Below are 21,762 nucleotides of genomic sequence, written 5' to 3'. Positions count from 1 at the left end.
ATCCGTCCGGAAAGCACTGTCCTACCGTGCAGACCGTCACCTACCGCTGGCCGACCGCGGTCACCACGGACACCCCGGAACTGTTGCGCTGGACGGGATTCGGCGGTGCGCTCCTGCTCACCGCCGGTGCGTGGGCCGTCAGAGCCGGTGGTGCGGTGGCACTGGGCGCCGCGATCGCGGGTGCCGGGCTGGTCGTGCTCACGTGGGCGCTGCTCGGTCGCACGAAACCCGACGCCACCTGGCTGCGCCGGACTCTGGCCTGGTGGTGCGCCCCGCTGCTGGTCGCACCGCCGTTGTTCAGCGGTGACGTGTTCAGCTACCTGGCCCAGGGCGAGGTGGCGGCGAACGGCTTCGACCCCAACGTCGTGAGCCCGGCGGCCGGTGCGAGCGCGGAGGCCGTGGCACGCGTCGGCGTCTACTGGCGTGAGACGCCCTCGCCGTACGGGCCGCTGTTCAGCACGGTGGAACGGACGATCACCGAGGTCACCGGCGGAAACCCGGTTCTCGGCATCGCCCTCTACCGGCTCGCGGCCGTCCTGGGCCTGCTGCTCGTCGTGTGGGCTGTGCCGAGGCTCGCGGAACTGGCCGGGACGAACGAGCGCACGGCGTTGTGGCTCGGCGTGATGAACCCGTTGGTGCTGTGGCATCTCATCGGCGGCGTGCACAACGACGCGCTGATGCTCGGCCTCATGCTGTCCGGCACCGTCGTCGCGTTGCACGCGTTGCCCGAACTGAAGTGGTGGCAGTACACGGCCGGTGTCGTGCTCATCGGACTGGGAGCGCAGGTCAAGCTCCCCGCACTCGTGGCGCTCGCGGTCGTCGGCACCGCTCTCGCCCGCAGGCTGGGCGGCGGCTGGGCCCGGTTCACCGCCGCCGGTCTCGCCATGGTCGCGGCGGCGGCGACGGTGTCCGTCGTGACCTCGCTCGCGGGCGGCTCCGGGTTCGGCTGGGTGCAGGCGCTCGGCACACCGTCCAAGGTGAACAGCTGGATGGCGCCGACCAACTGGCCGGGGTACCTGGCGGGTGCGGTGTTCGGCCCCGAAAGCGGTCAGGCGATGATTTCCTCGGCACGGATCGCAGGGCTCGTGCTGATCCTGTGCGGCGTGGCGGTGGTGGTGCACCGGCAGCTGCGCGGCGGGATCTCCGAGGTGACGGCGCTGGGGTTGATGATGAGCGTGATCGTGGTGCTGGGGCCGGTGATCCAGCCGTGGTACCTGCTGTGGGCCGTGCTGCCACTGGCCGCGTGCCTGCCGGACGGCACGTGGCGGACGAGGGTCGCCGTGCTCACCGGGGTGTTCGCGTTGCTGGTGCCGCCGCTCGCGGGCAACTTCAGCGGCCGCGTGCCCGAACTGGTCGCCGCCTACGTCGTGGGGATCGCCCTCGTCGGTGGCGCGTACCTCGTCCTGCGCCGGGCGAGGGTGTCCGTTGCGCAAGCCTGATCTCGCCCGCTACGGCGCGGCGGCACTGGCGGGCGGCGCGCTGGCGCTGAGCTTCCCGCCGCGCACGCTCTGGTGGCTCGCCGTTCCCGCGTTCGTCGTGCTGTGGCTGGCGCTCAAGGGCGCAGGCGCGAGGCGCAGCGCCGGACTCGGGTTCGTGTTCGGCCTGACGTTCTTCCTGCCGCACCTGTGGTGGATCCAGCACTTCCTCGGCAACGACTTCGGCCCGTGGCCGTGGCTCGTGCTCAGTGCGCTGATGGCGTTGTTCATCTGCGCCGTCTGCGCGTTGTTCCCGCTGGTCGGCAGGCTGCCCGCCGCACCGGTGTGGGCGACGACGCTGTTCGTGCTGCAGGAGACCCTGCGCGGCCTGATCCCGTTCAACGGCTTCCCGTGGGGCCGGGTCGCGTTCGGCCAGGTCGACGGCCCGTTCGCGCGGCTCGCCGTGATCGGGGGCGCGCCGCTCGTGACGTTCGCGGTCGTCTTCACCGGTTTCGGCCTGGCCGCCTGGCTGCCGAGGTGGACACGGGCCTGGGCGTTGGTCCCGGTCGTCGCCGCACTGGCCGTGACGCCCCTGATCTCCGTCGAGGCGCAGACCGGTGAACGGACGGTCGCGGTCGTGCAGGGCAACGCCCCCGACCTCGGTCTCGGCCTGCTCTACGAGAACGCCACCCTGCGCGCCAACCACCTGCGCAAGACCGCTGAACTGGCCGCGCTCGTCCGCGGCGGCGCGTTGCCGAAGCCGGACCTCGTGGTGTGGCCGGAGAGCGCGACCAGGACCGGCGACCGCGACCCGGTGCTCGACGGCGCCATCGCCGACCTGGGCGTGCCGACGCTGGTGAGCGCGTTGCGGGACAACAAGAACTCCGTCATCACCTGGGACCCGAAGACCGGCGCGGGCCAGTCGTACGCGAAGCAGGAGCTCGTCCCGTTCGCCGAGCACATCCCGCTGCGCCCGCTCGCCCGGATCTTCACGCCGTTCGCGGACCAGGGCGACCTCGACGCGGGCACCGAACCGGGCGTGCTGGACATCGCGGGCACCCGTGTGGGCGTCGGCATCTGCTACGAGGTCGCCTACGACTACGTCCTGCGCGAGAGCGCGGCCGCCGGCGCCCAGCTGCTGGTCGTGCCGACGAACAACGCCTGGTACGGCCGCGGCGAGATGACCTACCAGCAGCTCGGCATGGCCCGGCTGCGCGCCATCGAACACGGCCGCGCGGTCGTGGTCGCGGCGATCAGCGGCGTGAGCGCGGTGGTCCGCCCGGACGGCAGCGTCGTGCAGTCGACAGGGATGTTCACCGACGACCTGATGGTGGACACCGTGCCGCTGCGCGACGACATCACGTTCGCGACGAGGTTCGGCGGCGCGATCCACGTCCTGCTCACGGGCGCGGCGCTGGCCGCGTGCGCGCTGGGGCTGTGGAGGCGCCGCCGGTCCTCAGTTCTTGCCGAGCAGAGCTGACCCCAGCAACGTTCGCTGGTGCAGCACGGACAACCCCTGCCGTTCGGTCGTCAGCAGCCCCGCCTCCCGCAGGACGGTCGTGTGCCGGCTGACCGACGACGGGGATGCCCCGAGCCGTTCCGCGAGCTCGGTCGTCGTCGCCCCGGCACCGACCGCCGCCAGCACGGCCGAACGGGTGTTGCCGAGCAACGCCGCGAGCGCGCCCTGCTCACGCCGTCCGCTCGCGAGCTGCCGCTGCCACGTCCAGTCGTGGTGCAACGGGTACACCACGGTCGGCGGCAGCTCCGGATCGGCGAACGCGACGGGACTGCGGCGGCAGAAGTACGACGGCACCAGCCGCAGCCCGCGACCGTTGAGGTGCAGGTCGCGGTCGTGCGCGTACTGGACCTCCAGCACCGAGGTCGCCGCCCGCCAGTTCATCAACGGCCACATGCCCCGCAGCAGACCCTCCACGGTGCCCGCCACGCCGTTGCGGTGCACGCGGTCGGTCTCGACGGCCTCCTCGATCAGGCCGGTGTACGGCTCGATCACCGCGCGGTGGTAGCGGGTGAGCGCCTCCGTCAGCTCCACGAGCGACTCGCCGTCGCCCGCCGCCAGCGGACGCGTCCACTCCGGAACGGGCCGCACGTCCTCCAGCCGCCCGAACTCCTCCCGCAACCGGTGCCGCGGTGTGGACCGGATCGCGGCCAGCGCGCTCCCCAGGCCCTGCGCGCCCTCCGGCGGGGTGATGAAGTCCGGGAAGTACGGCCCCAGCGGCGCGAGCACGGACAGCATGCGGACGCCGGACGTGATCACCTGCCGGTCGCCGTTGCGCCGGATGTCACGCAGCCAGGGTTGCAACAACAACCCGCTGTCCAACTCGGTCAGCCGAAGCCAGCTGAACACCATTTCCCAGAGCGGATCCACCCTTTCTGCTACCTGCGTACGCTCCAGATCGCCATCGGAAAAATGGATGCGCAACACAGCAACCTCCCCAGGCCAGGTCACCGCGCATAACGATACTGGGCGTGTCACTCCGCCGAATCGAGCAACGAAAACCGGTCGCGGGGCCAGTTCCCCGCGACCGGTTCTCGTGCTATCCGAGCCGATCAGCCACAGCTGCCGGTGACCCACTGGTGGGAGCGGACCTGGTAGGTGCCGGCGAGGTCACCCTTCTGGCCCTGCTTCGTGCAGCCGATCGAGTTGTTGTAGCCGGTGTTGCGGTAGAACCGGACGCCCTTGAAGGTGGACGACGTCCCGCGGTTGTAGACCGACTTGACCTCCTTGGTCGTGGCCCAGGAGCACTTGTAGGTGCCCGAGGTCCAGTCGGCGTCCGCCACGTCCCACATGCACCGGCCGCCGGTGCCGCCGAAGCCGTTCCAGAAGCAGACGTTGCCGGTGTTGCAGTCCCAGGCGGCGAGCGCCTGGCCGGTCTCGGAGTCGAACGCCGCGCCGACGGCGGCGGCCTGCGCGTCAGGTGCCTCCGCCTGCGCGCTCGGGGCCGCGAGGGCCACGGAGAAGAGCATCGCGAGCGGCATCAATGCCAGAACAAAACGCCGAACGAACCTCAAAGGATTCCTCCCTAACCCGCAATGAATTCGGCCGACGCCACTTTAAGCAGGTGGGGGAAGTCCGGAAAAGCTATTGCTGCGTGGTGCAAAAGCGCTTTTCAGGTTCGTCGGGTGTACCTGTGTTTCACACCGACCGGGAAGTGCTCGGGATCGCCGTGCGGCCGCAGCACTACCTCGGGCAGCCGTCGCTCGGCCGGGACGTAGTGCGCGAACTCGCTGTTGAGCCGCAGCAGCTGGTCCCTGATCGCCTCCGCGATCACGGCCGCGTCCGCCGTCGCTCCCGGCGCGGTCTCGACGGTGATCCGCAACGAGCGGTTCCGGTCCTCGTCCTCGACCGACTCGATCACGAACTTGCCGGTGACGGTGTCGCTGATGCCGGGCTGTTCCAGGCCGACCGTCACGTTCTCCGGGTACACGTTCGCGCCGAAGAACGACACCGTGAACAACGTCCGCCCGAACAGGAACACGAACGGCAGCTCCGGCCCCGGCGGGGGAGTGAAACCGTTGCGGGCGCAGTACTCCAGCAGTTCGGCGTGCCCGAGAACGCCGCCCTCGTCGGCTATCCGATAGCGGACCAGCGGGATCCCGCCGTCCGCCGTGAACACGAGCGTGCCGTCGTGCACCTCGAAGAACCGGCTCGCCGGGTCGTACTGCACGAGCGTCGGCAGCCGCGAGTCGCCGAAGACCTCCCGCGCGTCGTCCGGACGGTCCGCGAAGAACCGGCGGATGCCCACCGACAGCGCCGTCTCGTTGCCCAGCACACCGGAATCCGCTGTGCCGTAAAGAGAAGCGACGTCACCGACCGGGTCCGCGATCCCTGCCCGCTGCGAGACCAGGTCACGCCACTGCTCGCTGAACACCTCACCCGCCAGCACGAGCTTGATCCGGTACGCGGGCCAGTCCACGCCCTCCGCGAGCCCGGTGTCGACCACGTCCTTCACGAACGGCGGGTAGCCCATCAGCACCACCTGCTCGAAGTGCGGCGCCAGCTCCGGCAGCACCCGCAGGATCTCGGCCTTGTTGTTCCCCGGCGCCACCACCGTGATCGGACACCCCTTGGCCGCGAGGTGGCGCACGCACGCCTGCGTGAACAGCCCGCCGACCCACGTGCCGAGCGGGAAGCACACCACGGCAAGGGTCCTGCGCTCGTCCGCGTGGAACCCGTCCACCAGCACCTGCTCGAACCGGCGTGCGACCTGCAGTTCGTCCTCCAGCGCCCGCGGCCAGATCGTCGGCCTGCCACTGGACCCCGACGACACGGCGATCATGTCCAGCGCGCTCAGGTCGCCGTCGCGGCACAGCTCCGGCAGCGGGTACAGCTCGTGGTAGCTCGCCTTGTCCAGCAACGGCAACCGCTGGAAGTCCTCGAACGTCCGGATCTCACCCGCGTCGATCCCGTTGTGCCGCAGCAGCTTCCGGTACGCGGGCACCGTTTCGGCCGTGCGCCTGAACAGGTCCAGCACCCAGCTCCCGGACTCCGGCTCGCCAGGGGCGAAGAAGTCGTCGAACGCCTGGCGCACGCGGAGCTGCCGACTGCTGTCCATGATCCGAGCGTATCGGCCGGGGCCGATTCCACCCGGACCAGACGTTCGAGGGTTCACGAGGAGTGCTCGCAACTCCTACGGTCGGTGGTTGACCGGACACCCCTGCTTTCCGGTGCTGAAGGAGTCCAACTTCATGAAATCCCTGCGCATGGGGGCGCTGGCCGTCTTGACGGTCTCAGTCGTCGCCCTCTCGATGACGGGCGCCTCCGCCCACGACCCCAACACCGCCGAAGGACAAGCCGCCGCCAGGACGTTCCTGGCCGACCACCTGCCCGCCGACCGCCACACCGTCTCCGGCACCGCCGCCGGCGTCCCGTGCGTGGACGGCAAGGCCGACATCTACCCCTGCAAGAACGTGGACCTGCTGAGCGTGCTGCCCCTGTCCGCGATGGGCGGCGGCAACGGCAACGACATCTGGGGCTGGACCGACCCGTCCTCCGGCAAGGAGTACGCGATCGTCGGCCGCACCAACGGCACCGCGTTCGTCGACGTCAGCACGCCGACGGCACCGAAGTTCCTGGGCAACCTGCCGTCGAACGGCGGCAGCAGCTCGTGGCGGGACATGAAGGTCTACAAGGACCACGCGTTCATCGTCGCCGACTTCATCACCGGTCACGGCATGCAGGTGTTCGACCTGACGCGCCTGCGGACGGTCACGACGCCGCAGACGTTCACCGCCGACACCCTGTACAAGGAGTTCGGCCCGGCGCACAACATCGCGATCAACGAGGAGACCGGGTACGCGTACGCGATCGGCTCCAACACGTGCAGCGGCGGCCCGCACATGGTCGACATCCGCACGCCGAAGCAGCCGAAGAACGCGGGCTGCGTCGCGCAGGACGGCTACACGCACGACAACCAGTGCGTCGTCTACCGCGGCCCGGACGCGGCCTACCGGGGCCGGGAGATCTGCTTCAACTCCAACGAGGACACGCTGACGATCGTCGACGTGACCGACAAGGCGAACCCGGTCCAGATCGTGCGCAAGGCCTACTCCGGCGCGCAGTACTCGCACCAGGGCTGGCTCACCGAGGACCAGCGGTACTTCCTGCTCGACGACGAGCTGGACGAGTCGCGCGGCACCGACAAGCGCACCAAGACCTACATCTGGGACCTCGCGTCACTGGCGAACCCCGTGCACACCGGCGTGTACAACTCGCCCGCCACCGCGATCGACCACAACCAGTACATCAAGGGCAAGCACTCCTACCAGGCCAACTACCAGGCGGGCCTGCGAATCCTCGACGTCAGCGGTGTCGCCTCGGCGCAGCTCACCGAAGCCGGCTACTTCGACATCTACCCGGCCGCGAACGAGGCGAAGTTCAACGGGGCGTGGAGCAACTACCCGTACTTCGCGAGCGGCATCGTCCTGGTCAACGGCATCGAGCAGGGCCTGGTGGTGGTGAAGCCCAACCTCGGCGCCGTCGAACCGCCGCCCTCCGGCGGGAAGTTCGAGAACACCGCCGACGTGCAGATCCCGGACAGGGGCGCCGCCGTGACGTCGCCCGTGGCGGTGTCGGGCGTGCCCGGAAAGGCTCCGGCCGCGCTGAAGGTGAACGTCGACATCAAGCACCCATATCGCGGTGACCTGGTGATCGACCTCGTCGCTCCGGACGGGACCTCGTTCCGCCTCAAGGGTTCCGGCAACGACTCGGGCGACAACGTCCTGACCACCTACGAGGTCAACGCCTCCGCGGAGGACTCGGCCGGCACCTGGCAGCTCAAGGTGCAGGACGTCGCCAGCTCCGACGTCGGCTACCTCGACGCCTGGAGTCTTCAGTTCTGACCCTGACGCGGGTGGGCGGCCCAGGTCGCCTGCCCGCGCCGCGAGGAGTTGTCATGCGCAGGCTCAGCCTCGTCGACTGGATGTTCGTCCTGCTCGCCGCCGCCGTCGTGGCGGGCGGCGGGTACATGGTGTTCGCCCGGTCCGCACCCCCGATGCAGCACCAGAACATGGGGGCCGTTGTTCCCGCCGCGCACAGCGACGGACTGTCCGACGTGGAGAGCGGCTACCGCTTCGAGCCCGTCACGACGCCCGCCGCCCGCGGCACGGCCGTACCGGTGGCGTTCCGGATCCTGGACGCGGCGAACAGGCCCGTCACCCGGTTCCTGGACAACCAGACCAAGCAGATGCACTTCTTCTCGGTCCGCGAGGACATGTTCGTCTTCGAGCACCTGCACCCCGTGCTGGACGGGGACACCTGGCACACGACGCTGTCGCTGCCCGACGGTGGCGCCTACCGGATGTTCGCGGAGTTCGTGCCGCTGGACACTGCGGACGCGCGCCATCCCGTGGTGCTCGGTGTGCCGTTCAGCGTTCCCGGTGACACGACGTGGGTTCCGGTGCCCGCGCCGTCCGAAGGAGCGGTGACCACCGACGGCTACTCGGTGGTGCGCGTGGACGAACCGGAGCAGCCCAGGGCGATGGCCCCGCAGACGCTGCGGCTGTCGATCCGCGCTCCGGACGGCACCCCGGTCAGCTCGCTGGAGCCGCACCTCGGCGCCAACGGGCACATGACCGGTTTCCACACCATGTTGCTGTCGGCCACGCACCTGCACCCGGTCGAGCTGGCGGGGATCCCGTTGAACAACGGCGAGCTGAGCTTCCAGGCCGTGTTCGCCGACCGCGGCGAGTACCGCCTGTTCCTGGAGTTCGCGCACGGCGGCAAGGTGCACCGGGCGGCGTTCACGGTCGACGTCGGCTGAGACGGCCCTCAGCGGAAGATCGTTAGCCTCGGCGGGGTGCGCATCCTCTTCTCGTGCCGCCCCGCATTCGGCCACCTGTTCCCCCTGGTCCCGCTCGCCCGAGCGGCGCGGCAGGCCGGTCACGAGGTCGTGTTCGCGACCGGTCCGAGCTTCGTGGGCAAGGTGCGTGAACTGGGCTTCGAGGCCCACCCGTCGGGCATCTCGGTCGCCGACGCCGAAGCGGAGGCGCGCAGGCGGCACGGCGACGCCGACGTGCCCCGGCTGCTGATCACGATGTTCGCGGACGTACTCCCGCGCGCCACCGTTGCGGACCTGACCGCTCTGCTGCCCCACGTCCAGCCCGACCTGGTGGTCTACGAGCAGAGTGACGTGGGTGCCGCGAAGGCCGCGCGGGACGCGGGGATCCCGTTCGCCTCCCACGTGATCGGCCGCTCGATGCCGCCCGAGATCCAGCGGATGGCCGCCTCCGAGATGGCGTGGTTGTGGGACGGCGCCGAGCCCGCCGACCTGATGCTGGGCGACGTCGTGGTCGACCTGTGGCCGGACACCGTGCGCGACCCGGTCGTCGCGGCCCTGCCGACCGTGCTGCGGATGCGACCGGCGGCCTTCGACCTGGACGTGCCGATGCCGGAGGTCGACGGCTCGAAACCGTTGGTGTACCTGACCCTCGGCACGGTGTCGCACACCGCGACCGAGGTGCTGCGGCAGGCGGTCGCCGGTCTCGCCCGCCTCCCGGTGACCGTCCTGGTGGCGCTCGGCCCCGGTACGCCGTTCGAGGACGTGCCGCCCAACGTTCGGGTCGCGGGCTTCGTGCCGCAGGCCGAGGTGCTGCGGCGGGCCGATCTCGTGGTGCACCACGGCGGAACCGGCACGGTGCTCGGCAGCCTGGCGGCCGGTCTGCCGCAACTGGTGCTGCCGCAGGGCGCCGACCAGTTCGTCAACGCCGACGTGCTGGCCGCGACGGGCGCGGGTGCGAAGCTCGTCGGGCCGGAGATCACCGCGGACGCCGTCGCCGCGGCGGCGGGCCGTCTGCTCGACGACCCGGCCGCGCGGGAGGTGGCGGGGAGGATCAGGTCCGAGATCGCGGGGATGCCGGACCCTGCCGCCGTCGTCGATCAGCTCACGGCACTGGTGCGGGGGACGGTTTGACGTCGGCCTGCGCCTCCAGGTGGTCGGGCAGCGACGCCCGGTAGATCGGCATCGCGGCGGCGGTGGTGACGATGGCGACCGCGACGAGGATCGCGAACAACTCCGGAGTCACCAGCTCGTAGGCGAGGCCGATGTTGATGAAGATCAGGATCATCAGGCCGCGGGCGTTCATCAGGCCGCCGACCGCCGACGCGTACCGCCACGAGTAGCCCTGCGCCTTCACGACCAGGCCGCAACCGAGGTACTTGCCGGCGAACGCGGCCAGCATGATCACGGCCAGCGGGAACCACAGCGCGCCGCCGGAGCCGAAGCCGTCGATCCGCGTGTTGAGGCCGCTGAACGCGAAGAACACCGGCAGCAGCAGGATGGAGTTGAGGTCGGAGAGCTTGGCGTCGAGCTCCTGGCGCACGACCTTCGAGTTCGGCATCGCGAGCCCGGTGATGAACCCGCCGAACACCGAGAACACGCCGATGAGGTCGGTGTACCAGCCGGCGACCAGGACGATCAGCAGGATCACGGCCACCATGTCGCGGCTGAGCTTGCCGTCGCGTTCGGCGCGCTCACCGAGCTTGGCGAGCCACTTGCGGCCGAGCGTCAGCATCAGCACGGCGAAGATCGCCGCTCCGAGGATGGTGCGCACGGCACCGGACGGGCTGCCGGACGCGCCGACCGCGATGATCAGCGCGAGGAAGCCCCACGCCACGGCGTCGTCGATGGCGGCGGCGACCAGGGTGAGGCCGCCGATCGGGGTGTTCGCGATGCCGCGTTCCTGCAGGATCCGGGCCAGCATGGGGAACGCGGTGATCGACAGGGCGCCGCCCAGGAACAGCATGAAGATCCACAGGCTCGACCCCTCGGGACTCAGGGAGTCGAAGAAGAGCACCGCCGCGCCCGCGCCGAGCAGGAACGTGGGCACGATGCCGGACACGGCGAGCACACCGGCCTTGCGCGCGTTGGCACCCGTGGTGAGGCCGTGGTCCAAAGAGGACCCGACGAGGAACATGTAGAACGTAAGGCCGATCGTGCTGAGCACGTACAGGGTGCTCTTGACGTCGGCGGGGAAGAGCTGGGCCTGCACGCCGGGTGCGACCGCGCCGAGCAGCGCGGGCCCGAGCAGGACACCGGCGACCATCTCGCCGACGACCCTGGGCTGCTTGATCAGCATGGCCAGGCGCCCGCACACGGTGGTCGCGACGAGCACCACCGCCAGCGCGGCGAAGACCTGCAACGCGAAGTGGATCTGGTTCACCGGACATCTCCTGTGGTCAGTGCCGGACCGGGCAACCCTGCGTGTCGTGGGTGTCGAAGTAGCGCCCGGCCAGCCGGAGGTGGTGGGCGTGCAGCACCATCGCGGTGCCGAGCACGAGCTGGACGACGCTGCGCCAGACGTCCTCCCAGCGGTCGCGCACCCGCATGTACGTCAGCCGACGCCGGGACACCGGACCGTCGCGGACGAGCAGGCACGGGCCGCGGCTGGGCAACGAACGCGTGTGCGTGACCGTGGAGTGCAGGCTCACGCGCCGCAGGACCTCCCTGGCGGACGCCCGCATCGCGATGGGGGAGAGCCGCCACGCCGGGCAGGGCCGGTTGGCGGCGACGCCGAACGGGATGTGGTGCTCGTGGCGGGCGGCCGTGGACTCCCAGCGGCCGGGGTCGAACTCGTCCGGGTTGTCGTAGCCGGTGGCGTGGTAGGCGGGATAGCTGAAGCACAGCACCGAACCCGCCGGGAACGACGTGTGCTCGTCCAGCACGATGTCGTCGGTCGTGATGCGGTGCGCGATGCCGAACAACGGGAAGAGCCGGAACGTCTCGTCCAGCACGTGCGCGAAGTACCTGTCGTCGTCGACCCGTTCCGCCACCCGCGGGTGCTGGGCCAGCGCGAGCAGCAGGTGCGCCATCGCCTCGGCCATCTGCACGACGGCGGTGTTGAAGTAGGTGCCCTGCAGGTAGTGCACCTGCTCGGTCTCCGACAACGTCTCCGGCAGCGGGTGCCGGACGTCCGCGAGGCGTGCCTTCAGGTAGCGGGTCAGCCGCGCGCGCCGGGCGGGATGCCGCAGACCGGTGCACTTCAACGACGTCACGACATCGTTGGCATGACCGACGATCAGGTCGCGCGCGTGCCGCGGGCACGGCTCGCCGAACACGAGCTCGTAGAAGTACTCGGCCCACACCGGCATCATCAGGTCCCGCAACCGGACCTCGGTGACGCGGCCGGTGAGCACCTCGTCCAGCACCTTCGCCGTGCAGCGGGTGGCGGCCGCCGCCAGCGCGTCGCTCGGACCCGCGAGGAACGTCCGCGTCGCACGGGCCACGTCGTCGTAGCGCGGCCCGGCCTCCAGGTGCTCCTGGTGCACCTCGGGGCCGGGGGAGAGCCAGTACCAGAACAGGTCCGACAGCCCGGCGCCCCTGCTGCGGCCGTTCGCGGCGGGGTGGCTGTAGAGCTCCTGGAAGCGGTCGGGCCCGACCTGCTCGTTCGGGAACGTGATCGCGTTGTCCCCGTTGACCTTCTCGAACACCCTGGCGCGCAACGCGACCACCCGTGCGGGCAACCAGCTCAGCACCGCGCCACCACCATGTCCCGGCTCAGTTCGCCGCCGCACAACGTCAGGACGTGCAGGAACTCGTCGCGCAGCACGTCGAGCACCCGCCGCACGCCCTGCTCGCCGTCCGCCGCCAGGCCCCACAGCACGGGCCTGCCGATCCCGACCACCGATGCTCCCGACGCCAGTGCCAGCGCGATGTCCCCTCCACTTCGGACACCCCCGTCGAGCGCGACCGGCACCCGTCCGGCCACCGCGTCGACCACGGCGGGCAACGCGTCGAGCGCCGCCGGCACGAGGTCGAGCTGGCGGCCGCCGTGGTTCGACACGACGATCCCCGCCACCCCGTGCTCCACTGCCAGCCGTGCGTCCTGCGGGTGCAGAACCCCCTTGACCCACAAAGGAAGCGTCGTCATCTCGCGGAGCCGGTCGATGTGCTTCCACGACACCGCCGGCGACATCGCGATGTTCCGCAGCCCGGGACCGACGAGGTCGCGCATGTTCTCCGCTGCCAGACCTGGTGGCAGGTCGTGGAAGCCGTGCGCGAGGTCGCGGCGGTGCCGGCCGAACACGGGGGAGTCGACCGTCACGACCAGCGCCGCGCAGCCCGCCCGTTCCGCCCGCCGCACCAACGCCTCCGTGACCTCCATGTCCGGCTGCACGTACAGCTGGAACCAGACGGGCCCGCTCGCGGCCGCCACGACGTCGGCGATCGGCACGGTCGAGGCCATGCTCGACACCAGCGTCGTGCTCCCGGCCGCTCGCGCCGTGGCCAGTTCGCCGTCGGGGTGGGCGAGCCTGTGGAACGCGGTCGGCGAGATCATCACCGGGAAGTCGTCGCTGATCTCCTCGCCCCGCAACACCCTCGGCAGCAGGGCGAGACGCCGGAACGCGGCCTCGTTCTCCGCGAGCACGACCTCGTCCCCGACCCCGCCCGCGAAGAAGTCGTAGTGGACGGGGTCGAGCACCGCGCGTGCCTTGTCGTGCAGCTCCGCGAGCACCGGGTTCACCTCAGGTACTCCCGCAACGGTGCCTTGTGGACGGTGTCGCTGTCCCACTCGTTCTCGAGGTTCTCGGTGATGTGGTGCTCGTCGACCAGCACGCCCGCGCGGAACCGCCGCACGACGGGATGCAGGTAGCGGCCGTCGAGCCCGCTGGTGTCGTCCTGCGAGTTGCGCCCGGCGGTGATGTCGAACGGGTTGACCTTGTCGTGGTCGGCGCCGTACTCCAGCGTGACCGTCAGGTAGGACTCGACGTCGCCGAACTCGCCGCGCTCCACGGCCTCGTGCAGGTGCGCGACGGGAACCTCTTCGAGGTAGCGGGTCGTGCCGTCCCTGCCGGTCAGCACGACGTCGGCGAGGAACCCGAACAGCTGCCACAGCGCGGACGTCCGGTTGACCCGCTCGATGATCGCCTCGGTGACGTCCTCCACCGACCGGCTCGGCCAGTCCACGCCGTGATAGCGCTGCTCGTTGATGCGGTGCAGGGCGCGCACTCCGTAGCGGAAGCCGTGGATGAACCCGCTGGTCGACTTCTTGAAGTCGCGCATCTGCGTGATCGTGCCCGCGAAGAACAGGTCGGGGACGTTCACCGACTCCCACGCCGCCGTCTGGTCCGGGAACCGCGACCTGATCGTGAGCTGCGGGCGGCACTCCGGCGCGAAGATCGAGGCGTCGAACCGGAACCCGGTCGCGAGGATCACCCGGTCGTACCGGATCTCCTTGATCACCTCGTTGACCCGCTGGAAGCTGACCTTCACGAGGTAGCCGTCGCCGTCGCGGCGGATGCCCGCGATGTGCCCGTCCAGCAACGCGTTCTGCGACTTGAGCTGGTAGGTGTCGAGGAAGTTGTTGTTCACGGCCCGCAGGTGGCCGACGAAGTGCGTCTGCCACGCGAGCTTCAGCGACCCCGGCCCCGCGACGTGGATGACCGACGTGGTCTCCATCAGCGCGTCGGCCGTCTCGAACGCGGAGTTGCCGCGCCCGATGATCAGCACCCTCTTGTTCGTGAAGTCCTGCGGGTCGACGGACACGTCGTAGTAGTGCTCGGCGTGCTCGACGCCGTCGATCTCAGGCACGTACGGCTGCGAGACACCGGTCGCGACGATGATCCGCTTCGCCCGGTAGGTGCCGCCGTGCTGGTCGCGCACCACGAAGTCGTCCGGCCGCGTCACCGAGACGACCTTGGTGTCGTACCGGACGGGCAGGTCGTTCTTGACGGCGAAGTCGCCGAGGTAGCGGACCATGTCGTCGGCGTTGGGGAAGTAGCGCGGGGTGTAGCCGGTGAACAGCAGCGCCGGATCGTCGGACAGCAACGAGTTCCAGTCGACGCGCAGGTTCAGCTCCGGGTCGTCCCAGCCCGTGTAGACCTTGTTGATGGAGATCAGCTGGCGGTGCCGGGGGAAACGGGTGAAGAACGTCCCCGCGGCCTGGCCCGCCTCTAGCACCAGGTGATCGCGTCCGTCCTGTTTGAGCAGGTAGGACGCCTGCAACCCCGCCGGGCCGGCGCCGATCACGAGACACTCGGTCGTTACCTCGGTGGACACGACGTTCTCCTTCACGCGGTGAGCTGACGCTTGTCGGGTTTGCCGCTGGGAGCGACGGGAGGTTCGGAGATCGCGGTGACGCGCACGGGAGCGCAGGCCGCACCAAGCCGTGCGGTCACGAGCTCCCGGATCTCGTCGAGCGGCGGGACGCGGCCGGCCCTGGGGACCACGAACGCGTGCACTGCCTCGCCGGTCTCGTCGTCCGGCACCGCGACGACGTAGGCCTCCGCGACGTCCGGGTGCTCGGCGAGGACCTGCTCGATCGGGCCGACGTAGTGCAGGTTCGCGTTGACGATCACGACGTCGCGGGCCCGGCCGGTCAGGCGCAGGTGGCCGTCGTCGTCGAACCGGCCGAGGTCGCGGGTGCGGACCCAGCCGTCCACGAAGATCTCGGCGGTCTCGTGCGGGTTCGCCCAGTACTCCCTGGCCTGGCCCGGCGTGCGGACGTAGAGCTCGCCGTCGCGGATCTCGACGTCGACCGGCGGTCTTCCCACCGTGCCAGGGGGATCGGTGGGCGTGGCCATCGAGATCATGCCGGTCTCGGTCTGCCCGTAGCCGTGGAAGAGGACCGGTCCCAGGGTGGCCAGGGCCTCGCGGTGGCGTTCGGGGGTCAGGGGAGAGCCGGAGACCAGGAGCGCCTTCAGCGTCGACAGGTCCGCGGGGTCGTGCTGCTGGGCCGCGACGAGCTTGGCCAGGCCCGGCACGGTGATCACGCGGGCGGTGGCCCTGAGCCGCGTGATGGCGTCGGCCGGGTTGTCGGCGACCACGACCGTGCCGCCCGCGGTGAGGGTGAGGATCGCGTACTCGAACATCACCTGGCTCGACAGCGATCCGAACACGAGGTAGCGGTCCAGTCGCGAGGCCAGGTCCCGGATCGCGGGAGGCCAGGCTTGCGGGTGCGCGGCCCAGGCGTTGGTCATCGAGGCGTAGGTCTGGGCGCAGGCCTTGGGGGCGCCGGTGCTGCCGCTGGTGTGGATGAGGCGGGCTATGTCGTCCGGGCGGCCGTCGCACCGCAACGGTTCGGCGGCGTGGGTGAGCAGGTCCGAGACGGTGAGGCGAACCGGCGCCTGGCCCGCGTCCGTCACCGGAGCCTCGTCCGTCACCGACGCCGCTCCTGCCATCCCTCCCGCCGAGTCCGTCACCACCGCCGCGATGTCGAGCCCGAGCAGGTGGGCGACCTGGGCCTCCGTCAGCCCGGGCCGCACCCCCACCACCCGCGCTCCCACCACGTGTCCCGCGAGGATCGCCGCGAACGCCTCCGGATGCACGCCGAGCAGGAGCGCGAGCCCGTCGCCGGGCCCGATCCCCTTGGCGCGCAACCCGGTCGCGATCCGCGCTACCAGGTCGAGCATCTCGCCGCCGGTCACCACGCGGGTGCCGTGCTCGAACACCGGCCGTTCCCCGGCGGCGGCGAGCACGTCGAGCACCGCGCGCGGGAACGGCTCGGTGTCACGCGCCGGCAAGGCATTCCTTCACGAACACCACGAGCGGCTGCTGGTGCACCTCCGGCATGTCCCAGTGGTTCTCCAGGTTCTCGGCCAGGTGGTGCGTCGCGGCCAGCGTCCCGTCTCGGTAGTAGCGGACCACCGGGTGCAGGTAGCTCGCGTCGGCGGCGTTGACGGCGTCGTTCTCGGCGACGCGCGGGACGGTGATGTCGAACGGGTCCACGGTGTCGTGGTCGGGCCCGTACTCCAGCGTGGTGACGAACCGGTGCTCGGCCGGGCCGAGTCCGCCGTCCAGCACGTACGCGACCGGCACCTCCTCCGAGAACCGCGCGGTGTCGTCGTGGACGCTCACCACGTCGCCCATGACCGCGAACTGCTGCCACAGGCACGAGGACGTGTTGACCCTGGCGATGATCGCGTCGCTGATGGCGTCCGGCGAGAGCTCCAGATCCGTGCCCTGCCAGGGGGTCTCGTGGTTGCGGGCGCTCAGGACGCGGTGCAGCGCGCGGGCGCCGTAGCGGAAGCCGTGGATGAACCCGCTGGTCGACTTCTTGAAGTCGCGCGACTGCGTGATCGTGCCCGCGAAGTACAGCCCCGGCACGTTCGTCGACTCGAACGCCGGCGACAGCTCGGGGAACCGGTCCTTGATGATCAGCGCGGGCTTCGTGTCGCCGGCGAAGATCGAGGCGTCGAACCGGAACCCGGTGCACGCGATGATCCGGTCGTACTCCAGCTCGCGGACCTTCTCGACCGTGCGCGCGTACCGGAACTGGATTCGGAAACCGCCTTCGGGCTTGCGCTCGATGCGTTCGATCGTGCCGTCGATGACCGCGTTCTCGCTCTTGAGCTGGTAGGTGTCGAGAAAGTTGTTGTTCACCGCCCGCAGGTGCCCGACGTAGTGCGTCTGCCAGGCGAGCTTCACCGAGTGCGGCCCGGCGACGTGGATGACGGCCGCGTGCTCGACCAGCGCGTCGGCGGTCTCGAAGCCCGAGTTGCCCTTGCCGATCACGAGCACCCGCTGGTCGGTGAACGACTCGGGGTCCGTGTCGAACGTGTCGTAGCGCTCGGTGTGTTCGATGCCGGGGATCTCCGGCACGTAGAGCTGGGAGACGCCGGTGGCCATCACCAGGTTCTTCGCGTGCCAGGTCCTGTCCTGAGCCTGGACGACGAACCCGTTGTCGTCGCGGGAGATGCTCGTGACGTCGACGTCGTACTGGACGTTGAGGCCGTTCGCGCAGTCCTGGAAGTAGCGGACGATGTCGTCGGCGTCCGGGAAGTACTTGGGCGAGTAGCGGGTGAACAGCAGCTCGGGGTCGTCCAGCAGCAGCGAGTTCCAGTCCATCCGCATGCGCTGCTCCGGGTCGGTGAACCCGGTGTGGACCTTGTTGATGGAGATGAGCTTGCGGTGCCGCGGATACCGCGTGAAGAACGTGCCCGCCCCGCCGCCGCGCTCCAGGACGGCGTAGTCACGACCGTCGCGCTGGAGCAGTGCGGCGAGCTGCAAACCGGCCGGTCCCGCGCCGATGATCAGGTAGTCGTACGCCATGACCGGGGAAGCTACCCACGCGATCTCAGAACTTTCTGAGATCGGCTGCCTACCGTCCGTCAGGTGACCACGACCGCTTCAGACACGTCCGTGGACCTGGGCTCGCCCCTGACTCCCGCGCACCTGCTGCGCGCCGCGGCGCCGCTACCCGTGCTCGTCGGCTCCTCGGTCCTCGACCGGGTCGAACGCGGCCGCGCGTACCTGCGCACCGTGCTCGCCGACGACGAACGCCCGGTCTACGGCGCCAAGACGGGATTCGGCGCCCTGGTGGGCTTCGCGGGCCGGTCCACCGAGGCCGACCAGTGCGACAACACCCTCGCACACCTCGGCGCGGGCCAGGGCCCCGACCTGCCCCTCGACATCACCCGCGCCGCCCTGCTGGTCCGCACCTGGTCACTGGCCCAGGGCCTGTCCGGCGTCTCCGCGCACGTCGTCTCGGGCCTCTCGGCGATGTTCGCGACCACGTTCGTCCCGGCCGTCCCGCGCTACGGCTCCGTGGGCGCTAGCGGTGACCTCATCCCTCTCGCCTACGCGGCCCAGGCACTGCGCGGCCGCGGCCACGCGTACGTCGACGGCGTCCGCCTGCCCGCGTCATCAGCGCTGGAGTCCACCGGCCTGGAACCGCTGGTGCTGGACGGCCGCGACGCCCTGGCCCTGGTCAACGGCACCTCCGTCACCACCGCCGCCGCGGCACTGGCACTGACGTCGGTCCGAGCCTCCCACCGAGCCCTGGCAGACCTGACCTGCCTGCTGGTGGACGTCCTCGGCGCCGACCCCGGCTTCACCGACCCGCGCCTGATCTCGGCGTTCGGCCACCCCGGCGCCCAGACCGCAGCGTCTTGGATGCGCTCCATGCTGGACGGCGCCGTACCGAGCGGCAAACGCGCACTGCAGGAGCCCTACAGCATCCGCTGCTCACCCCAACTCCTCGGCGCAGCGGAAGACGCTCTCCGCTACGTGGACAGCGTCGTCGCCGCGGACCTCGGCGGCGTCAGCGACAACCCGCTGTTCTTCCCCGACGACGACCTCGTCGCCCACGGCGGCAACTTCTTCGGCCAACCGGCCGCGTTCGCCGCCGACGTCCTCGCCATGGTCACCGCGTCCCTCGGCAACCTGGCCGAACGCCAGTTGGACCTCCTCGTGGACCCGGCCCGCAACACGGGTCTGCCGCCCATGCTCGCCGCCGGCCCCGGTCAGCAACACGGCTTGCAGGGCGTCCAACTCGCCACGACGGCGTTCGTGGCGGAGATCAGGCGGGGCGTCCTGCCGGCCAGCACCCAGAGCCTGCCGACGAACCTGCACAACCAGGACGTGGTGCCGTTCGGCACCCAGGCCGCTCTGCGCGCCTACGACCTCGCCGAGTTGCTGCGGCTGCTGTGCGGGTCGCTCGCGCTTGGGCTGCGGCAGGCCGTGCACGTTGGTGGGCGTCGGCCCACCTCGCCTCGGTGTGCGGCTTTGCTGGACGCGCTGGCCGGCGTCATCGAGCCGGTGGATCCGGATCGGCCGTTGGACGCGGATGTTCGGGTGGCGGCGGAGGTGGTGGTCGGCGGGGAGTGGTGAGAGAGCGCTCGTGGGGGAGCGGTCTTGCGGGCGCTTCCCCCGCCCTCACGGGCAGACGCTCGTCACCCGCTCCCGAACCACCGAATCCCCAACCTCCGCCACCGGTATCCGCAACGTGAACCGAGCCCCCACCCCAGGCGCCCCCACGGCCTCCACACTCCCGCCGTGCCCGCTCACGATCTCCCGCACCAAAGCGAGCCCCAACCCGAACCGCCCCTCCCCACCTCCGCGGTGGAACCGCTCGAACAACCGCTCCGCCTCCGCGGGCTCGAACCCGGACCCGGTGTCGGCGACCACCAACTCCACCACCCCGGCGACAGCCCGCACCCCCACCGAGATCCGCCCACCCTCAGGCGTGTGCCGCACGGCGTTGGCCAGCAGCTCGTCCACGGCCCGGCGCAGCCCGGTCTCGATCCCGACCACCACCAGCGGATGCCCGGGGTGGTCGAGCGACAGGGTGATCCGCCGCGCGGTGGCACGTTCGGTCTCGCCGACCACGGCGGCCTCGGCCACATCGGCCAGGTCGACGGGCGAACGATCAGGCTGCGAGTGCAACTGCGCGGACGCCAGCAGATCGTCGACGACATCGGCGAGGCCGCGGATCGACTTGGCCAGCGCGTCCAGGTCGGTGCGCTGGTCGGCGGGCAGGCCTGCGGCGAGGAGTTGGGCTCGCAGGTAGGCGCGGGCTATCGGGGTGCGGAGTTCGTGGCTGGCGTCGGTGACGAACCGGCGTTGCCGTGCGAGTGCCTCCGCCCACGGGGCGACTGTGCGGCGACTGACGGTCAGGCCGATCAGCGCGGCCACCAGCAGGCCCGCTGCCAGGGCGATCGCCAGGGCCTGCACCAGGTGTGCGCGGTCGGAGAGCTGGTAGCGCATGTCGAACACCGCCTGCACCGTCGTGCCGTCGGCGCCCGGTGCGGTGAGCACGCGGTACTCGGTGCCGTTCGCGGACATGTCCCGGGAGAGTGACGCACCCGATGCGTGCACCGACCACACGTCGTCGCGCAGGGGGAAGCCGGCCGGTACCTCCAAGGGGCCGAGGTGCAGTTCGCCGTCCTCCAGCACGAAGACCCAGGCGCACCTCGGTGCGATGCCGGGCACGCCGTAGACCGCGTTGTAGCGGAGTTCGCGTGCCACCTGGGTTTCCTGCGAGTGCGCCATCACGACGTACGCGATCGCGCCCACGAACGTGATCATCAGCGTGATCGCCAGGCCCACCAGCACGCTCACCCGCAGTCGCGCGCGGCGGACCTCCGCGCGTTCCGCCTCGGCCCACGCCCTCACAGCGCCCCCAACCGGTAGCCGATGCCCTGCACCGTCTGCACCACCGAGCGGCCCACCTTGGACCGCAGGTAGTGGACGTAGGTGTCCACAATGGACTGGGAGGGTGCGTCCTGGAACACCGTGCGCCGCAGCGCCGCACGGGTGTGCACGGTCTCGGGGTGCGTGGCGAGCACTCTCAGCAGCGCGAACTCCCTGGTGGTGAGCGGGACCTTCTCGCCGTCGGGCAGCACGACCTGGTGTTGTTCGAGCTCCAGGCGGCCGGCGCCGATCCGCAGGACGGCGGCGAGCTCCGCGGCGCGGCGGCACAGGGCCCGCAGTCGCGCGATGAGCTCGCCGAGGTCGAACGGCTTGGTCAGGTAGTCGTCGGCGCCGGCGTCGAGGCCGTCGATCTTGTCGCGGACGGACCCCATCGCGGTGAGCATCAGCGCCTGCGTCCGCACGGACCGGGAACGCAACCGGGACAACAGGTCCAGCCCGTCGATCACCGGCAGGCCGCGGTCGATCACCACCACGTCGTACGGGTGGGTGAGCGCGAGGTGCAGTCCGCGTTGCCCGTCCAGGGCGACGTCGACGTCATAACCCTCGCCGCGCAGCACCGCGGCGAGCAGCTCCACCAGTTCCCGGTCGTCGTCCACGAGCAGCAACCGGGAGCGGTGGACCGATCGGATCTTCGAAGATGCCCGCACGGCAACCACAATGCCCGCCTGGGCAGGGCCGAACCAGGTCGGCGGTACCGGGCAACAGGCAATGGACAGGCACCGGGAAATTCACAGATCTGATCACAACGCCGGGTGCAGCGGAATTCCCGCGTTCACGCGGAACGCGCGCATCCGCAGGCCCGCACAGCAAACTTCAACATGTGAAACCGGGTCGTGGGGGGGGCGGGGGGCCCCCGGCGCATATTTAAGGGGGTACCCGCGGGCGGCGCGGGGGAGGGGGGGGGGGGGGCGGCCGGCCCCCCCGGCGGGGGGCGCGCCCGCCCGCGCGCCGAGCCCGCC

17 protein-coding genes are annotated in these 21,762 nt (G+C 70.5%); 6 read left to right on the top strand and 11 right to left on the bottom strand.

Annotation, left to right across the window (positions count from 1 at the left end; translation table 11 throughout):
• The first annotated feature begins 26 nt into the window (after positions 1–26).
• Together mptB and lnt are read left to right on the top strand one after the other, a co-directional pair.
• Complete coding sequence (mptB, locus tag ACFWN2_RS05920) at positions 27–1,439, top strand: polyprenol phosphomannose-dependent alpha 1,6 mannosyltransferase MptB (protein WP_382425137.1); 1,413 nt, start codon at positions 27–29, stop codon at positions 1,437–1,439.
• Entirely contained in the window at positions 1,426–2,895 is a 1,470-nt protein-coding gene (lnt, locus tag ACFWN2_RS05915) for an apolipoprotein N-acyltransferase (RefSeq protein ID WP_382425136.1), read from the top strand. The genes mptB and lnt overlap by 14 nt, the downstream gene beginning before the upstream one ends.
• Here lnt and ACFWN2_RS05910 read toward each other — a convergent pair.
• The 3 genes from ACFWN2_RS05910 to ACFWN2_RS05900 form a co-directional block, all read right to left on the bottom strand.
• Positions 2,872–3,801, bottom strand: a complete 930-nt coding sequence (locus ACFWN2_RS05910; protein WP_382425135.1) for an ArsR/SmtB family transcription factor — start codon at positions 3,799–3,801, stop codon at positions 2,872–2,874. The two genes, lnt and ACFWN2_RS05910, sit on opposite strands and share 24 nt — an antisense overlap.
• A 182-nt stretch (positions 3,802–3,983) precedes the next feature.
• Entirely contained in the window at positions 3,984–4,412 is a 429-nt protein-coding gene (locus tag ACFWN2_RS05905) for a peptidase inhibitor family I36 protein (RefSeq protein ID WP_382425134.1), read from the bottom strand.
• A gap of 131 nt (positions 4,413–4,543) precedes the next feature.
• Positions 4,544–5,989 carry a phenylacetate--CoA ligase family protein gene (locus tag ACFWN2_RS05900; protein ID WP_382425133.1) on the bottom strand — a complete coding sequence of 482 codons (1,446 nt, stop codon included), beginning with the start codon at positions 5,987–5,989 and terminating at the stop codon, positions 4,544–4,546.
• Between the two features lie 133 nt (positions 5,990–6,122).
• Here ACFWN2_RS05900 and ACFWN2_RS05895 point away from each other — a divergent pair, with 133 nt between their 5' ends.
• Genes ACFWN2_RS05895 through ACFWN2_RS05885 form a run of 3 tightly spaced genes read left to right on the top strand, consistent with a single transcriptional unit; the run spans position 6,123 to position 9,844 of the window.
• Positions 6,123–7,775, top strand: coding sequence for a choice-of-anchor B family protein (locus tag ACFWN2_RS05895; RefSeq protein ID WP_382425132.1), 1,653 nt, complete (start codon positions 6,123–6,125; stop codon positions 7,773–7,775).
• 53 nt (positions 7,776–7,828) lie between these two features.
• Positions 7,829–8,695, top strand: coding sequence for a hypothetical protein (locus tag ACFWN2_RS05890; protein ID WP_382425131.1), 867 nt, complete (start codon positions 7,829–7,831; stop codon positions 8,693–8,695).
• 36 nt (positions 8,696–8,731) lie between these two features.
• On the top strand, positions 8,732–9,844 hold the full coding sequence (locus ACFWN2_RS05885) for a glycosyltransferase (protein ID WP_382425130.1): 1,113 nt from the start codon (positions 8,732–8,734) through the stop codon (positions 9,842–9,844).
• On the opposite strand, the gene ACFWN2_RS05880 is transcribed toward ACFWN2_RS05885, so the two are convergent.
• Genes ACFWN2_RS05880 through ACFWN2_RS05855 form a run of 6 tightly spaced genes read right to left on the bottom strand, consistent with a single transcriptional unit; the run spans position 9,816 to position 17,920 of the window.
• Positions 9,816–11,093, bottom strand: coding sequence for a cation:proton antiporter (locus tag ACFWN2_RS05880; protein WP_382425129.1), 1,278 nt, complete (start codon positions 11,091–11,093; stop codon positions 9,816–9,818). The genes ACFWN2_RS05885 and ACFWN2_RS05880 overlap by 29 nt on opposite strands.
• Before the next feature lie 16 nt (positions 11,094–11,109).
• Positions 11,110–12,405 (bottom strand): cytochrome P450, encoded by a 1,296-nt coding sequence (locus tag ACFWN2_RS05875; RefSeq protein ID WP_382425128.1) that lies wholly within the window; start codon positions 12,403–12,405, stop codon positions 11,110–11,112.
• Entirely contained in the window at positions 12,399–13,394 is a 996-nt protein-coding gene (locus ACFWN2_RS05870) for an alpha-hydroxy acid oxidase (protein WP_382425127.1), read from the bottom strand. The genes ACFWN2_RS05875 and ACFWN2_RS05870 overlap by 7 nt, the downstream gene beginning before the upstream one ends.
• On the bottom strand, positions 13,391–14,929 hold the full coding sequence (locus ACFWN2_RS05865; RefSeq protein ID WP_382425126.1) for an NAD(P)-binding domain-containing protein: 1,539 nt from the start codon (positions 14,927–14,929) through the stop codon (positions 13,391–13,393). Before ACFWN2_RS05865 ends, ACFWN2_RS05870 begins: the two co-directional genes overlap by 4 nt.
• Before the next feature lie 11 nt (positions 14,930–14,940).
• Positions 14,941–16,392: a class I adenylate-forming enzyme family protein gene (locus ACFWN2_RS05860; RefSeq protein WP_382425125.1), complete on the bottom strand. Its 1,452-nt coding sequence runs from the start codon at positions 16,390–16,392 to the stop codon at positions 14,941–14,943.
• The gene (locus ACFWN2_RS05855) at positions 16,379–17,920 is read right to left on the bottom strand and encodes an NAD(P)-binding domain-containing protein (protein ID WP_382425124.1); all 1,542 of its coding nucleotides are present in this window, start codon (positions 17,918–17,920) and stop codon (positions 16,379–16,381) included. Before ACFWN2_RS05855 ends, ACFWN2_RS05860 begins: the two co-directional genes overlap by 14 nt.
• Positions 17,921–17,983: 63 nt before the next feature.
• Between ACFWN2_RS05855 and ACFWN2_RS05850 the strand changes: the two genes are divergently transcribed.
• Complete coding sequence (locus ACFWN2_RS05850; RefSeq protein WP_382425123.1) at positions 17,984–19,480, top strand: aromatic amino acid ammonia-lyase; 1,497 nt, start codon at positions 17,984–17,986, stop codon at positions 19,478–19,480.
• A 45-nt stretch (positions 19,481–19,525) separates the two neighbouring features.
• Here the strand turns inward: ACFWN2_RS05850 and ACFWN2_RS05845 are convergent, their stop codons facing one another.
• Together ACFWN2_RS05845 and ACFWN2_RS05840 are read right to left on the bottom strand one after the other, a co-directional pair.
• Positions 19,526–20,764: a sensor histidine kinase gene (locus ACFWN2_RS05845; RefSeq protein ID WP_382425122.1), complete on the bottom strand. Its 1,239-nt coding sequence runs from the start codon at positions 20,762–20,764 to the stop codon at positions 19,526–19,528.
• The gene (locus tag ACFWN2_RS05840) at positions 20,761–21,450 is read right to left on the bottom strand and encodes a response regulator transcription factor (protein ID WP_382425121.1); all 690 of its coding nucleotides are present in this window, start codon (positions 21,448–21,450) and stop codon (positions 20,761–20,763) included. The genes ACFWN2_RS05845 and ACFWN2_RS05840 overlap by 4 nt, the downstream gene beginning before the upstream one ends.
• Between the last annotated feature and the right edge of the window lie 312 nt (positions 21,451–21,762).

It is taken from the genome of Lentzea sp. NPDC058436 (assembly GCF_042721515.1).
Classification (GTDB): Bacteria; Actinomycetota; Actinomycetes; order Mycobacteriales; family Pseudonocardiaceae; genus Lentzea.
The sequence above is the reverse complement of the archived record's forward strand: the minus strand, read 5'-3'. Positions and strand labels throughout refer to the sequence as shown.

Excerpts from the sequence above, each read along its gene's own strand:
- ACFWN2_RS05900 (WP_382425133.1), bottom strand. The coding sequence starts at position 5,989 with ATGGACAGCAGTCGGCAGCTCCGCGTGCGCCAGGCGTTCGACGACTTC.
- ACFWN2_RS05895 (WP_382425132.1), top strand. The coding sequence starts at position 6,123 with ATGAAATCCCTGCGCATGGGGGCGCTGGCCGTCTTGACGGTCTCAGTC.
- ACFWN2_RS05855 (WP_382425124.1), bottom strand. The coding sequence starts at position 17,920 with ATGGCGTACGACTACCTGATCATCGGCGCGGGACCGGCCGGTTTGCAG.
- ACFWN2_RS05905 (WP_382425134.1), bottom strand. The coding sequence starts at position 4,412 with ATGCCGCTCGCGATGCTCTTCTCCGTGGCCCTCGCGGCCCCGAGCGCG.
- ACFWN2_RS05890 (WP_382425131.1), top strand. The coding sequence starts at position 7,829 with ATGCGCAGGCTCAGCCTCGTCGACTGGATGTTCGTCCTGCTCGCCGCC.